Consider the following 15,648-nt stretch of genomic DNA (forward strand, 5'->3'; position numbering starts at 1 on the left):
TTTAGGGACGGTGGAAGTCTGAATCAAATGGCAGCTCTACCCGTGTCATTCAGGGGTTTTATTAAAAAGAAATAGTGCGGGTTTTTTATGCATAAATAAAAAACGAATAAGATAAACGAAAAAATACAACAATATATTAACCTTTAAATTATAATTAATCACAAGAATATGACGACTATAGGAATAACTGCATCGGTGGTGGCTTTAGTAATCGGTATTGCAATTGGCTGGTTTATTATGCGGCTGGCTATGAAATATCGGGCCCAAAACATCATCAAAGAAGCAGAAGCGGAAGCAGAAGTAATCAAAAAGGATAAAATCCTGCAAGCAAAAGAAAAATTTCTGCAAATCAAAGCAGAACACGAAAAGCAAGCCGCTGCCCGGAACAACAAATTGTTAATGGCAGAAAACAAGCTCAAACAACAAGAAACCGATATCTCCAGGAAATTGGAAGAAATCCAGCGCAAATCCAAGGATATACAAACCCAACAAAGCAATATCGAAGTACAGAAAGAATTACTGGAAAAAAAGGTGGGCGAGTTGGATAAACTAAAAAAACAGCAAATCGAACAATTGGAGGCCATCTCTGGAATGTCCGGAGAACAAGCGAAAGAAAAATTAATCAATTCTCTGAAAGAAGAGGCAGAAGCTGAGGCCATCTCCTATGTAAATGAAATCATGGAAGAAGCTAAAATGACTGCCAACATGGAAGCTAAAAAAATAGTCATTAAAACCATACAGCGCGTAGCTACAGAAACAGCGACCGAAAATGCCGTTTCCATCTTCCACATTGACTCCGATGAGATAAAAGGACGTATCATCGGAAGAGAAGGACGAAACATCCGGGCTTTAGAAGCAGCTACAGGAGTGGAAATTATTGTAGACGACACACCGGAAGCTATCGTACTTTCCGGATTTGACCCTGTACGCCGGGAAATTGCCCGTCTGTCCCTGCATCAACTGGTTACCGATGGCCGTATTCATCCAGCAAGAATCGAAGAGGTTGTTAACAAAGTGAAAAAACAAATCGAAGAAGAAATCATTGAAACCGGAAAACGTACCACCATAGACCTCGGAATCCATGGATTACATCCCGAACTGGTACGCCTGATCGGAAAAATGAAATACCGTTCTTCCTATGGACAGAACCTTTTACAACATGCCCGTGAAACAGCCAATCTTTGCGCTATCATGGCTGCCGAACTGGGATTAAATGTCAAAAAAGCCAAACGGGCAGGATTACTTCATGATATTGGTAAAGTGCCAGATGATGAACCGGAATTGCCACACGCAATTTTAGGCATGCAGTTAGCAGAAAAATACAAAGAAAAACCGGACATCTGTAACGCCATCGGAGCCCATCACGAAGAAATTGAAATGACCACCCTCATCGCCCCTATTGTACAGGCCTGCGACGCCATCTCCGGAGCACGGCCGGGAGCCCGCCGGGAAGTGGTGGAATCTTACATCAAACGCCTCAAAGACATGGAAGACCTGGCTTTATCCTATAACGGAGTAGTAAAGACCTATGCCATCCAGGCAGGCCGCGAATTGCGGGTTGTAGTAGGAAGTGAAAAAATTTCCGATACGGAAGCAGAAAAGATTTCATTCGATATAGCTAAACGCATTCAGGATGAAATGACCTATCCAGGTCAGGTGAAAGTAACCGTCATCCGTGAAACCCGGGCCATTAATTACGCCAAATAAATACAAACAATCAGGATAATATCTGAAAATGCTCCGGAAAGTTGTGATACACAATTTCCGGAGCAATTTATTTATAAAAGAGAAAAAAAATAATATCTCAAACAAATATTTTACTCTACCACCGTCCCCTTCAAATTCAATTGATGTATATGTTGCCGGGTATTACATACTACTTCAATGGATTTCAAAAAATGCCCCAATGAACACGGCTCAAATCCAACTGTAATCTCTACCTCCTGCCCCGGATTAACCGGACGTTTATTCCAGCTAACACTGGTACAACCGCCCGAAGGCCTTACATCCACAATCAAAAGAGGAACATCTCCCGTGTTCCGGATGTGAAAAGTTACCATTTTCGTTTCTCTGCAACGCATGGTTCCCAGCGAAAGAGTATCCCGGGCAATCTGAATGGTTGTCGGAGCCGAATACAATAACTCATCTACACATCCGGTCTCCAATACAGCATATCCGAAAGATAAGGAAGTAATTGCAATAAACGAAAATATCATAAAATCTCTTATTCAAAGATATCCGGCAATTGAATACGCACCAAAGAACTGGAGGGCGTATAACCTATTCCGTAAAGTTCTTTCTCTTGAGAGTCATAACAAATATGCGTCAGGTCCGTATCTACTCCGTACGTCATACGTATCTCCCCGTCCCAGCCAATGACCAACAAAGTCCGGCAATGTTGAAAAGTTTTACTGTCTTCCGCAAAAGTACGACCCGAATAAAGGGCATAAACAGCATCCGAAGCCGCACATACATCCGTAAAACCAAACCGATTCTTCCTTGAATAAACAACAAGCGATTGACCGTTTTGTTTCCGGATACTCACTCTCGGAGAATGGAAGTTTAAACGACGGACCAAATGAATTTCTCCATTCTCAATCCGGCAAATATCCATAGCTCCACTATACATATCGGCACAAACAAAAGCAGTACCGTCCGGACGGACTTTCAGCACATTACTGGCAAATAGCTTAGCTTTTATCTCTGTTTTCAATTCCGGAAAACATGCATGTTCCGGATAATCCAGAAAATAACAGCCTTGTTGATTATCCGGAGAATAAAGCATATACCGACCTTGCTCATATAAACCGGTAGAAAGGATATAATTCCCTGCACGGACAGCCCATAAATGCTGAACACCCGCAGGCAATTGGATTGTGGATTCTCCACCAGCCTTGGTTACCGGTGTATTGGCCACACTCATTTGCCCTGTCCGGAAATCAAACACTGTCCATCCGCCATTTCCATCGGAAGAAAGCGAATTTACCTGGACAGCACCGCCACTCCGGGTCCGTACACGAGGGAAATATTCCTTCTTCTGCCGGTTTGATAAATTAATCCGATAAATATTATCAGTATTTTTTAAATCCCCCACAATCACTTGGTCGCCATCTTTTACTAAACCTGAGGGCGTACGAATCCCATAGGCCTTCAAATTTTCTACCACAACAGCCTTTACCGACTCATCCTGCTTCATGTCAGGCAAAATATCTGTTATTTCCTCCTGCCGGAACGAACAAGCTCCCAACAGAAATAAACTTGTGAATAAAACTACACTTTTCATATCAGTCTTTCGGAGGCATTGAAATTCCACCATATCCCATATCGCCAACAAAACATATACCCCCCGCCTCAGGACAATAAATTAACTCATCTCCTTCTTCTATTACATCTGTATTCTCAATCTCCACACTTTCTACCCCACACACAGAAAATGAGATCAAAAAAATGCAAACTATAAACAGTCCCCATTTTAAAAAAATTAATTTCTTTTTACACACAACCATTATTTTTATAATTTTGTAATGGCAAAGATAGGGAGAGTTTGTCTGCATGAAACGGGAAACAGTGGCAAAAACAGTGACAGATTTTTATAATTTATGGAGAACAAACAGTTGAAAATTGGGGGATACATCACTCTTTGCATCGTCTTCTTACTATTCCTCCTACAGGTTAATGTTCTTCATGAAGTACATTCACATGAAAAAGATACTTTTAAAGAAGCAATTCAAAGCTCTTTATTGACCTACATAGACAAATTAAATTCTGATAAAAGTATTTATACTTCTCGTCCAAGAGCTACTTTTAATTCCAGTAAAAAATTCGTTCGTATCATTCGAAACAAAACAGACACAACTATTTATGTAAAAAATACAACGAATCCTACACATATTTTATGCAAACTAATGTATGATATACGAGACACAACCAAATGGAATCTGGATTCACTTCATAAAATCTTAAATCCTTATTTACAAGAGCATGGTTTTCTGGTTCCTTACCAACTCACTCTGCTTGATTCCAACCATAAAATATTAGACCAATATTTTTACCAAGCCTTTGAATATGAGAACAAAGGCATAAAATTATCTATCCCTTTAGGATTTTTGGAAAAACATACGCTAAAAGCAGAATTCAGTTTTCCATTTTTCTTATTCTTTCAACAGGCATGGGACCGTTTACTGACTACCCTGGCACTTATTCTTATTTTACTTCTTTGCGCAACAACCCTATTCCTGCAATTAAAACAGGAAAAAAAGATCGGAGACAACCGGAACAAGTTTACCCACGCCCTGGTTCATAATCTCCGTTCTCCTATACTTACCCTTAAACGCCAGTTAGAGGTATTGCAAATCCAGTTATCCGAACAACTGGATCCGGTCCAAGCAGCAAGTATCGAACATTCAGAGAAAAACACGAAACATCTCCTGGAGGATATTGATCACTTGCTCTTTTTATCTGTAAATTCCTGCAATCTGGTTATCCATCCTGAATTCTGCTCAATGGAGGAAATACTGAACCAATTAGTTGCCGACAACCAATATGGCCATAACTATAAAGAAATCAGCATTCCCATCCAAAATCTGCTTCCCTCAGATTATGTATATGCCGACCCATTGCATTTATACGGAGTTCTGAACAACCTCATCGGAAATTCCATCCAATATTCGGGAGACAAAGTGGCAATTTTACTGCTCTGCCGAAAAGAACAACAAAAAGTATTTATTTCTGTAAAAGATAATGGTTTCGGCATTCCGCCGGAAGAACAAAAACATATTTTTGAAGAACACCGTCGAGGCAAGCGTTATGAAGGAGACCGGGAACGCCAGGGATACGGATTAGGCCTGAGCTATGTCCGGGCAGTTATCACAGCTCACCGGGGGCATATCCGTATCGTCAGTGACGGCCGGCACGGAACAGAATTTATCCTTGAAATACCACAACATAAAAAGAGATGAAAGACATTCGCATTCTGTATGTAGAAGACGACCTCGAATTCGGACGTTTAACCAAAATTTTACTGGACCAGGAGGAATTTTATGTAGAACTGGCCAGAGACCTGGAAAAAGCCCGTACATCTTTCCAAGCCAAACGCCCCGATCTCTTGCTGGTAGACTTAGATTTGGCCGGTCTGAAAACTGGCTTAACCCTCATCCAGGAAATTAAAAAAGCCATCCCCTGGTTTCCTATTGTCGTTTACAGTTCACACGTTGACCCCGCCACTGTAGTGGCAACGCTGAATTTGGGCGTGATGGACCATATCGGCAAAGATTGTGAAAAGTCTGTTTTCGTGGCCAAACTTCAGAACATTGTCCGGCAAGCCTATCATCGGACGTCCGGCCAAAGCCCCGTCTATGAATTATCTCCGATGACAACTTTCAATTATAATAACTGTACCCTGACCATCAACAACAAACCGCACAAATTACCCGGGAAAGATGCCGACATGCTGAATATCCTTTGCGTCCATTGCAATGAATGGGTCGCTCCAAAAGAAATCTGTTTCTTTATGTGGAAAATAGATAAGAATATCGAAAACCTGAAACGCTATGCCGTCAATCTAAGAAAACACCTGGCTCCCGATACTTCGCTTTCTATCCAGAATCGTCACGGTGGATATTACATGCTGAAAACTCCACTAACGCTCTAAAGGACAAAGCAAACAGAAGCTTATTTTATCATATCATAATACAAAAACAATTGTTTGCCATCTTTGAAGAGAAATGGAAGTTCTTCTTTTCCGGTGGTGTGATTTCTCAACCACATCAAGGCTCCTTCGGGAATATCCTTATACTCCAAATGCTCGTATCTTGCTACTTGTTCACCGCAACTGAGCCATTCATCATCCCAATACCATAATTCATAACGATGTCCCCTCTTGATACCATTATCAGCATTCCACGGAGCAAAACGGATGCGCTCCACCACCTGGGGTTGCTGCAACCACAATGTCACCGTTTTGTATGCACCAGGAGCTGTCTGCATATTACCGTCATATTCTGCCTTCCATTTCATATCATCCCACGACGGAGCATCCAACAACTTCACCCGTTCCGAATCTGCCCGTTCCAGTAAAGTATCTTTGGGTGAAAGGACAGCTGCCGGGGTCGGAGGCAAAACATTACTATATCCCCAGCGACGCGATGTAATAAACTCCAGCATAGCCACATTGGCATGAGGATGTTCGTCCGATGCTTCAAAACGATAAAATTGATAAGCCCCGGGCCGGGGAATGATGAAATCCTGCAAACACGGACCGGGAGCTGCCGTTATCTGATAAATCAGGCGGGCATCAGCAAAATCCCTCCGATTGGCTCCCACAAAAGTTGACCCGACCAAATCCTCTGCAACTTTTATCATATTGGGCTTCCGGGGAAATTTACGGGTCAACACTACCGTTCCCCGATTGGCTGTATCTTTATGAAAATATTGTACCCTGTACCCTTCTGCACAAGCAGTGTCTTTTTCGACATAAAACGGCTCTCCGAAAAAACGAAGTTCTTTTCCTTCGTAATAGGCCGGAAAATACAAACGCCCAAATAAGGCATTCTCAAAAGTAACTTCCTGATGAACCGTATCGATCACCCCCCAGGTCACCGGCGACATTTTCCGCCGCGCCTGAAAAGCAACTAAATAAGCCAAACGGTTGGAGATCTTTGGAGGGAACGGTAAAGTCAAACGACATACCTCCGCCCGCTCGGCCGTAACGTCCCGCATACAAGGACTGGCAAACAAGGGAGGCAAATATTCCCCCTCCCGACGCAAGTAATAAGGCGTACCCGGCTGAGGTGCGTAATATTGCCGATAAAGGTTCATCGGTACCCCCAACACCCATCCCCCTTCTCCCGGTAAAGAACTTTCCGGATTAAACGTCTGCCAACGACGGTTACTATCCAGGGTAACACAGTAAAAATGACGTCCGGCAAAATCCCTGTAAGCATCACAAAATTCAATCATCACGGGAATACCACATGCCCGAAGCACAGCACACCCATAGGCTGCGTGGTCCAGACATTCATGCCCATGAAAAAAAAGATTATAAATACCTATATCCTTTTGAGGGGCATCTCCTAAAATATAACGCATCTCCACAACCCTATTCTGATAAGCGCTGATTCGTTTCTTCAAAGAAGCGGCGGTATCAGCATTCACATATTTCCCAAACCGGCGGCGAAGTTCTGCCCCGGAATACATAAAAGGATAACTGCGGGCCGGCCGGTAAGGTAGTACATACTCACAAAACTCCTGAAAACTCAGGTGTTTTGCAAAAGGGGATTGTTCCCATACCTCAAAAGCATTATCAATATGGGTAATCAAAAAATTACTTTTCATAGCCTGCAAATCTGCAACGCTCCCCCATTCCACCCGGGACGGCTGAAAAACATAACGATGAATTGAGTCTTTTAACCAGGCATAAGTCTGTTTTAAACTCCGGCCATAAGCCTGCAAAGAATCCAGACATCCCCCCGTCTCTTGCCATCCGGCATAAAACACAGAATCCGCATACTCACAAAAACGTTCAAACTGAGGGTCTATTCCATCCACTTTTCGGGCACTGAAATGCCATTTCATGTTTTCAATCAAAAAACAAGCAGCCCGGTATTTCAAAGAATCCCGTTGCCGCCATCCGTAATGACGCAACACCTTTTTCAATTCCCCTTTATTTGAACCGGACAACACAAGGGCATCCTCCACTCCCTGGGGTACCTCCCGGCATCCCCCAAGCAATCCGACCAGCACACATATAATCACAATCCGCATATCACTGATTTTTATTTATCCATTCCCGTATTTCACTTTTCATCTCTTTCACTGCCTCCGACATCACCTTAGGCTCTTTATCCAGCACCACTTTGCCCAGTTCCATCCCCCGTTGTATCTGCCCGCTCTCAAAATACATCTGACAAAGTAAATACAAAGGATAGAGACGCGTGGGAACTGTTGCAGCAGCCCGGCGAAAATAATCAGCCGCCAGGTCAAACCGCTGCAAAGCCTGTTGGTTTTTTCCCATAATATTGAAAAACATAGGATCTGCGCTTAAACAAGTAGCCTCTTGCATGAGCCGGCTGCCAGCCTCATATTGTCCGAGCCGGGATAAACATAACCCGTACTCAAACAAAAAACGGGGTTGCTGGAACAAAAAAGGGTAAAGCTTTCCATAATTTTCTTCCGTTCCCTTATATATTTCCATTTTAAAATAGCTCTGTTCTTCCCGCCAATGCACATAAGCCCTCCTTTCCTCCTCTTTTCCTCCGGTAATACTCCATATTATCCCGGCAACCAATAAAGCCAGACCCGGAATACACCATTTTCTCCACAACTCATTCCCACTTTTCTCTTTACAAAAAGAGTTCTCTTCTCTCCGGGTTGCCGCCATTGCCAGCAACATGACAAAAACGATACACAAAGGCAATACTCCCAACGGATAAGAGAAAAAAGCAAAAAAAACGAAGGCCGTCAAACTTCCCAGAACGGCCCTTCCCTCGGGCTCGTCGGAAGAGAAAAGCCGAATCAAGGCTCCCAATAGAATCCCTGTCAACAAGGCCAACCCTATCAAACCTCCCTCCACTCCCATCTGTAAATATTCATTAAAGCCGTATTCAGGAACCCCCGCAACCCATTCTTCCCGGGGAGTAGCTTTCCCGGATAAAAAATAAGTAGCCTGTACCTCACCATAAGCCCCACCGAACCGACCGCTTCCCACTCCTATCCAAGGATGCTCCTGCATAGCCAACATATCCATTTTCCAAATGAGCATCCGCCCATCTGCAGAATCTTTTTTCAAACCATACATCCCCACGACTACAACCAAAAAGAAAATGACTGCTGCGACAATCCCTCCGATAAATACATGCCTCCGCCCCGACACCAATCTGCCTATCCGGCCTCTTACCCCGTAATGTTTTCCCAATACCACACCCGTTCCCGCCAAAGCTGCAAGCCAGCTCCCCCGGCTCATTGTTACCGGTAAAAGCATCACAGACAGCAACAAAACACCTCCTGCCAGACAACGCATTCCATAATAAACCCACTGCTTCCCCCCAGAAAACCGCACATTCTCCCTCCGGACTAAAAAGAAAGCCAATGCAACCGGTAATCCCATAGCCAAAAAACCGGCATACGGACCAGGGTTGAAAAAAGAACCCGTCAACCGATATAAAGCATGCCCGGAAGCAATCCCTCCATATAACTGTCCGGCTCCCAAAATACATTCCACCCCTACCGCTCCTATAAAAGTCAGCAACACAACCTTTAAAGCTCCATCATAAAGAGAAAACAGGACACGCAAAATAAAATATAACAAAAACAGTAAAAGTATCAGCTCCACACGATAAACAACCGGTTCCCCAGATAGCCAATTTCTCCCCACCAAATACCCTCCAAACAAAAACACCACTCCATCCAGATAATGGAAACGGAATCCCTTCCAGGCAAAACAAGCCACCCCAATGCCACACAAGGCTTCTACTCCCATCACCCGATAAAAACCGAAACGCACAGCTGTTACCTGCTGGTTAGCTAACTCCCAATCTTCTTGCCAGAATACCGAAAACAATAAAGCTACCAATAAAAACACAACAAATCCCCACATTCCTTTCATCAAAAAATTTCCATCCATGCACCTTGATTCATTAAATATGCAGTAAAAATGCAAAAGAATATTTATTCCTAAAAACAAAAAGCGACAAAAACCGTGGCATATTTTGCGAATAGCACAAACATCGTTAAATTTGGCTGTTACATTCATAAAAACAACACATGGAAGCGATAAAATCTTCAGAATTAATCACAAATCCGGACGGAAGCATTTTTCATCTGCATCTTTTACCGGAAGATTTGGCCGACGATATTATCCTGGTAGGTGATCCGGGAAGAGTCGAAACCATTACAGCTCATTTCGACAACATTGAATTGAAGAAAAGTAACCGCGAATTTTATACCGTAACCGGCAGCTACCAAAAACATCGTTTTACAGTCATTTCCACCGGTATAGGTCCGGACAACATCGACATTGTTATGAATGAATTGGACGCATTGGCCAACATTGACTTACAAACCAAAGCCGTCAAGCCGGCCAAACGTTCTTTAAACATTGTACGGATCGGAACTTCAGGGTCTGTACAAGCTGATATTCCTGTCGATTCATTTGTTATTTCCGAAAAAAGCATTGGTTGCGACGGAGTATTAAGATTTTATGCCGGCAACGAAAAAATCTGTGATACGGCCTTCGAAGACGCTTTTATCCGCCATTGTGGATGGATTCCCACAGCTGCCCGTCCCTATGTCGTAAACGCTTCTCCTGCATTGGTCAACCGCCTGTACGATCCAAAGTATACCCTAAAAGGAACTACCCTCACAGCTGTCGGGTTTTATGGTCCACAAGGGCGCGTACTCCGTCTGCCCTTGGCCATGGCAGGAATCAACGACCGGATTACCACCTTTGGTTATCAGCAATATAAAGTCACCAATTACGAAATGGAAAGTGCCGCCATTACCGGCCTTTGTAATCTTCTGGGACATCATGCAACAACGATTTGCCTGATTATTGCAAATCGCATAAATGGCCACGCCTCAGCCGATTACCATAATCGTATGGAACAACTTATCCGGTATACACTGGACAAACTATCCGCCTCCACTATGGCATGATGATTTAACAACTAAAACGACAATCTATTTTTCATACACTTCATAATTTTTTAATATGATACAGCGTATCCAATCTGTTTTTCTGTTGTGCACAACTGTTGTCACAGCCTTATTATTTTTCATGCCCGTAGCCACTTTAGTCGCTCCGGACCATCATACCTATGAATACTTCACAACCAAAGTCATACTTACCGGAAATGCTCCTGAGCTGATTACCTGGAACTGGATGTCACTCATTCTGAACCTATGCATCACAGGACTGGCTTTCTTAACTATTTTCATCCGCAAAAAGAAATCCAAAACAGTAAAGCCGACCTTACTGTTGCAACTCCGTCTATGTTTTGCCAATATCATTCTCCAGATAGGCTTAATAGTATTGCTATGGCTTCAAATCCGTCAGATAACAAACGCAATCAACGCCCTCTGGTCTTTCAATCTTAGCTTTATCTTCCCCGTAATAGGAATCATTTTTACCTGGATGGCTATCCGGGGTATCATTAAAGACATCGCTTTATTAAAATCTTTCGACAGAATCCGGTAAAATCTCATATCATCCGTTCATTTTATTGATTCCATCGATTTAATCCGTTTAATACAAATTATCATGTACAAACTTTATCTGGCCGCTTTATTATTGGCAACGGGCATTTTCAGCAAAGTTTCCGCCTGCACTAATTTCCTGTTCACAAAAGGAGCTACTAAAGACGGCTCTACAATGATCACTTATTCAGCCGACTCCCACGTTCTTTATGGAGAACTATATCACTGGCCCGCCGGAACATGGCCCGCCGGAACCATGATAGACGTCTACGAATGGGACACCGGCAAATACCTGGGCAAAATACCCCAGGCCCCCAAAACTTATAATGTCGTCGGAAATATGAATGAGTTTCAGTTAGCTATCGGTGAAACAACTTTCGGAGGACGGGAAGAATTATGGCACCAGGAAGAAGCAATTATTGACTACGGCAGCCTGATATACCTAACCCTTCAACGCGCCAAAACAGCCCGGGAGGCCATTCTGGTCATGACTGAACTGGTTGAAAAATACGGATATGCCAGTGAAGGAGAATCTTTTTCCATTAGTGACCCCAACGAAGTATGGATTATGGAAATGATCGGCAAAGGAGCAGGAGAAAAAGGAGCTGTTTGGGTTGCCCGCATGGTTCCGGATGGATATGTATGCGCACATGCCAATCAAGCCCGCATTACCACCTTCCCTTTAGAAGGGAAAACTTCCATATCTTCCGACCAAATGAAAAAAATTTATGACAAAGACATCACAACTGTCTATTCCAAAGATGTCATTTCATTTGCTAAACTGAAAGGATTCTATCCTCAGGACGCCAAAAACACCGAATTCAGCTTCTCAGATACCTATGCCCCGGTGGATTTCAGTGGGGCTAGGGCTTGTGAAATCCGGGTATGGGCCTTCTTCAACGCCCTTCATTCCAATATGTCCCCTTACTGGGATTACGCCAAAGGAAAAATCCAACGGGATGAAAAAGGATATGCCACCAATCGCATGCCCCTATGGATTAAGCCCGACCGCAAAGTAGATGTCCTGGAAGTCATGGATTTCATGAGAGATCATCTGGAAGGCACAGAACTTGATATGAGTAAAGACCCTGGCGCCGGCCCTTACGCCTGCCCCTATAGATGGCGACCAATGACTTTTACAGTGGACGGTAAAAAATATGTGCATGAACGCGCAACAGCCACACAACAGACAGGATTTACCTTCGTCAGCCAAAGCCGCAATTGGTTACCCAATACCATCGGAGGAATCCTCTGGTTTGGCGTAGATGATGCTGCCAATACCGTATATTTTCCTATGTATTCCTGCGCCACCCGCATTCCTCACGCCTATGCTGTCGGTAATGGAAGCATGATGGAATTTACTACAAAAGCAGCCTTTTGGGTATTCAACCAAGTCAGCAACCTGGCCTATACACGTTATGATGCCATCCACCCTGAAATTCGCACCAAACAAAAGGCTCTGGAAACCCAATATTCCCATTTTGTACAAATCGTTGACGCAGGAGCCAACGGCATGTATGCACAAAATCCGGAATTGGTCGTTCATTTCTTAACTGACTTTTCCTGTAATACTGGCGAAGAATTAGTCAATACCTGGCGGAACTTTTACGGTTATCTTTTCTGCCGTTTCATGGATGGTAACATTAAAACAACTATCCCTGGTCAAAAGAATCCCAAAGTAGAAAATCCCCAACTTCCGGAATGGTATCTGCGTACCATCATTGAAAAAGCAGGCGATAAACTACAAGTGATCGAATAAATTCGACCTACCTTCAAAACCTCCCCTCAGGGCTCATTCCTATGAATTACTCTGAGGGGAGATTTTTTATACAGAAAAATAACCCTCGCTTTCTGTATTTGCGTATAACAAAAATATTAAAACTATCATTATGGCTACAGTAACATTAAAAGGAAACCAGGTTGAGGTAAAAGGACATTTCCCGGAAACCGGAGAAGCAGCAAAAGATTTTACCCTCGTCAAAAGTGATTTAAGTGAATTTTCGCTCCATGAGTTGAAAGGGAAAAAAGTAATACTCAATATCTTTCCCAGTCTGGATACACCTGTATGCGCCATGTCCGTCCGTAAATTCAACGAACTGGCCTCCCAGACAGACAATACTGCAGTGCTGGCTATCTCAAAAGACCTTCCTTTTGCCCATGCCCGTTTCTGCACCACGGAGGGTATTCAGAACGTCACAGGCCTTTCTGCTTTCCGGAATACGGATTTTGGAGAAAACTATGGCGTAGCACTGGTGAACGGACCTTTAGCCGGCCTGCTGGCTCGGGCTGTTATCATACTTAACGAACAAGGACAAGTGCTTTATACCGAATTGGTACCGGAAATCACAACCGAACCGGATTATGAGAAGGCCCTCTCAGCCTTGAAATAATCTGTTCTCATCATCCTGAATTCAACATTCAATCGGCTATCAGGATGATGTATCTGTCATTTCACTTTTGTAAAAAAACGCTTCCATTTATATTTTCCCGTAACCGGGTCTTTTGCCGTAAGAACCAATCTGGCTTTCCCGATAATAAACTCTTCGGGAATAAGTCCCAGATAACGGGAATCCTGAGAATTCCAATGATTATCTCCACCCATAAAATACCAATTGGTCCGAAAACGATATTCCGTTATTAAAGAATCTCCGCAATATAACCGATTTCTCTGAAAATTCAACGGTTTGCCCATTTCATACTCCATCATCTTCCGGTACAGCACAACTGCCGAACTGTCCAGCCGGACCACAGTCCCCCGCTGAGGAACATACAAGGGACCCATTTCCAATATCGTCCATCCCCAGGAAGGCTCAAAAGGAATAGTCCGATAAATACCCTCCGGGAACTCACCCCGAAAACCGGAAATATAGTCCTGACCGGCCACATTTCCTATTCCCCCGATTCCATTCACCTCATAAAAACCATCACGAATAACCAAAGTATCTCCCGGCAAACCAATACAACGCTTTACATAAAAGCGGGCCTCATTCATCTGTAACTGCCCCCAATCGTTATTCCGATAAGGAAAATTAAAGACAAGCACCTCTTCCCGCCGAATCGGAGCAAAACCTTTCATTCGCCAAAAACGGGTATTACGAGATAAACGAGCACCAAAAGCCATCTTATCCACCCAGATAAAATCTCCGGGTTCAATGGCAGGCAGCATAGACTCTCCGGGAACTACATAAAAATCCACCACAAATATCCGTAAAAGCAAAGCTACACAAAAAGCACTACCAACTCCTATCCCGTAAAACAAAACACCCTTAAAAAAATTTCTCACTTTCATAAAAGAAAAATTACTTGAAAAAGAAATCATTCAAGGCAGATATTCCGTCTGAATATTTTTCATAGAAGCAAATAAATTTCCTTTTACATGAGGAGACAAAGTTTCCATTTGCCGAATAATTTCAGCCACAGCATTCCGGTTCGTTGCTTTCTCATAAGGACACTTTTTTTTCTGATTTTTAAAGTCTCGGTAAACAGCATACTGCCGGGTTTCCTCATTCGTCAGATAAATAAAAGGACGAATTAGAGTAAAAGCATGCTCAAACATATCCAGTTTTGGAGGCATACTCGCAATAGTCCCGTTAAACATCATACTCATCAGCAGGCTTTCAATAGCATCATCCCGATGATGCCCCAAAGCCAATTTATTGCAACCGGCTTCCCTGGCTATTTCAAACAAAGCTTTCCGGCGATTCCACGCACAAACAAAGCAAACAGGTTTTGCAGAACCTTCATTTACCTCTGACTGAATAGTACGCTGTACCAATTTTACTCCCAAGCGCTCACAAAAATCCGCAATATACTTTCCATCTACCTCATAAGCAACATTTTCCACAGCAATATGTGCCGCCACAACTGAATACTCCTGCTTGGGAGCGCGAGCCCTTAAAGCCAGAACTTCCAATAAGGCCAAAGAATCTTTTCCTCCCGAAACTCCAATCAAAATTTTATCCCCTGATTGTATTAAATCATAATCATAAATAGCCTTCCCTGCCTTACGGAAAAAATCCCGCATAAATAATTTTTCTTTTTTCTTATTCTCCATCTTTAAGCTCTTCATTCCCATTGAAAACCCGCCATACACACTTGGAGACAAAAATAATAAAATCTTTATTCCCGAACTTTCACAAATCACATAAAGATGCTGACATTCCGGTTAATTTTCAGTTCATAGTTACAAAATACGACCCACCATCCGCATAATACAACCTCACTCTCTTCCATCTCTCTTTCCCTTCTTTATTGTATACCAGTTTTTTATCTGCAAAACTTTTATTGTAATCATCACAGTCTCTATTTCCCCATCCGGAAAGTATCTGTATTGAACAAAAAAAGAACTCTTTTTTTTGTTCATATCATAAAAACCTATACCTTTGTACCCGCAAAAGAGACAATCGTTCTTTACAATCATGGGCAGTTACCAGAGTGGCCAAATGGGGCTGACTGTAA

14 protein-coding genes are annotated in these 15,648 nt (G+C 43.0%); 7 read left to right on the plus strand and 7 right to left on the minus strand.

Annotated features, from left to right (window positions below; translation table 11 throughout):
• The first annotated feature begins 237 nt into the window (after positions 1–237).
• Entirely contained in the window at positions 238–1,707 is a 1,470-nt protein-coding gene (gene rny, locus D1136_RS08735; RefSeq protein WP_370461327.1) for a ribonuclease Y, read from the plus strand.
• Between the two features lie 110 nt (positions 1,708–1,817).
• On the opposite strand, the gene D1136_RS08740 is transcribed toward rny, so the two are convergent.
• The 3 genes from D1136_RS08740 to D1136_RS08750 are packed head-to-tail and all read right to left on the minus strand — an operon-like array spanning position 1,818 to position 3,506.
• Entirely contained in the window at positions 1,818–2,216 is a 399-nt protein-coding gene (locus D1136_RS08740; protein ID WP_161877252.1) for a DUF1573 domain-containing protein, read from the minus strand.
• 8 nt (positions 2,217–2,224) lie between these two features.
• Positions 2,225–3,283, minus strand: a complete 1,059-nt coding sequence (locus D1136_RS08745; RefSeq protein WP_161877253.1) for a BF3164 family lipoprotein — start codon at positions 3,281–3,283, stop codon at positions 2,225–2,227.
• 1 nt (position 3,284) lies between these two features.
• The gene (locus D1136_RS08750) at positions 3,285–3,506 is read right to left on the minus strand and encodes a hypothetical protein (RefSeq protein WP_161877254.1); all 222 of its coding nucleotides are present in this window, start codon (positions 3,504–3,506) and stop codon (positions 3,285–3,287) included.
• A gap of 399 nt (positions 3,507–3,905) precedes the next feature.
• On the opposite strand from D1136_RS08750, the gene D1136_RS08755 reads away from it, so the two are divergent.
• On the plus strand, positions 3,906–4,958 hold the full coding sequence (locus tag D1136_RS08755) for a sensor histidine kinase KdpD (protein ID WP_161877255.1): 1,053 nt from the start codon (positions 3,906–3,908) through the stop codon (positions 4,956–4,958).
• The gene (locus tag D1136_RS08760; protein WP_161877256.1) at positions 4,955–5,650 is read left to right on the plus strand and encodes a response regulator transcription factor; all 696 of its coding nucleotides are present in this window, start codon (positions 4,955–4,957) and stop codon (positions 5,648–5,650) included. Before D1136_RS08755 ends, D1136_RS08760 begins: the two co-directional genes overlap by 4 nt.
• Before the next feature lie 20 nt (positions 5,651–5,670).
• On the opposite strand, the gene D1136_RS08765 is transcribed toward D1136_RS08760, so the two are convergent.
• Both D1136_RS08765 and D1136_RS08770 read right to left on the minus strand, forming a co-directional pair.
• Complete coding sequence (locus D1136_RS08765; RefSeq protein ID WP_161877257.1) at positions 5,671–7,761, minus strand: hypothetical protein; 2,091 nt, start codon at positions 7,759–7,761, stop codon at positions 5,671–5,673.
• 1 nt (position 7,762) lies between these two features.
• Entirely contained in the window at positions 7,763–9,619 is a 1,857-nt protein-coding gene (locus D1136_RS08770; protein ID WP_161877258.1) for an O-antigen ligase, read from the minus strand.
• Between the two features lie 140 nt (positions 9,620–9,759).
• On the opposite strand from D1136_RS08770, the gene D1136_RS08775 reads away from it, so the two are divergent.
• From D1136_RS08775 to tpx, 4 genes are all read left to right on the plus strand, one after another.
• Positions 9,760–10,650, plus strand: a complete 891-nt coding sequence (locus tag D1136_RS08775) for a nucleoside phosphorylase (protein WP_161877259.1) — start codon at positions 9,760–9,762, stop codon at positions 10,648–10,650.
• A 55-nt stretch (positions 10,651–10,705) separates the two neighbouring features.
• A complete protein-coding gene (locus D1136_RS08780; RefSeq protein WP_161877260.1) occupies positions 10,706–11,191 on the plus strand; it encodes a DUF4293 domain-containing protein in 486 nt (161 codons plus the stop codon).
• Between the two features lie 63 nt (positions 11,192–11,254).
• Positions 11,255–12,949, plus strand: coding sequence for a dipeptidase (locus tag D1136_RS08785; protein WP_161877261.1), 1,695 nt, complete (start codon positions 11,255–11,257; stop codon positions 12,947–12,949).
• Positions 12,950–13,079: 130 nt separating this feature from the next.
• On the plus strand, positions 13,080–13,580 hold the full coding sequence (gene tpx / locus D1136_RS08790; protein ID WP_161877262.1) for a thiol peroxidase: 501 nt from the start codon (positions 13,080–13,082) through the stop codon (positions 13,578–13,580).
• 56 nt (positions 13,581–13,636) lie between these two features.
• Here tpx and lepB read toward each other — a convergent pair whose 3' ends face one another.
• Both lepB and D1136_RS08800 read right to left on the minus strand, forming a co-directional pair.
• Entirely contained in the window at positions 13,637–14,479 is an 843-nt protein-coding gene (lepB, locus tag D1136_RS08795; RefSeq protein WP_161877263.1) for a signal peptidase I, read from the minus strand.
• 30 nt (positions 14,480–14,509) lie between these two features.
• The gene (locus D1136_RS08800; RefSeq protein ID WP_161877264.1) at positions 14,510–15,244 is read right to left on the minus strand and encodes an ATP-binding protein; all 735 of its coding nucleotides are present in this window, start codon (positions 15,242–15,244) and stop codon (positions 14,510–14,512) included.
• Between the last annotated feature and the right edge of the window lie 404 nt (positions 15,245–15,648).

This window comes from Odoribacter sp. Z80 (genome assembly GCF_009935865.1).
Classification (GTDB): domain Bacteria; phylum Bacteroidota; class Bacteroidia; order Bacteroidales; family Marinifilaceae; genus Odoribacter.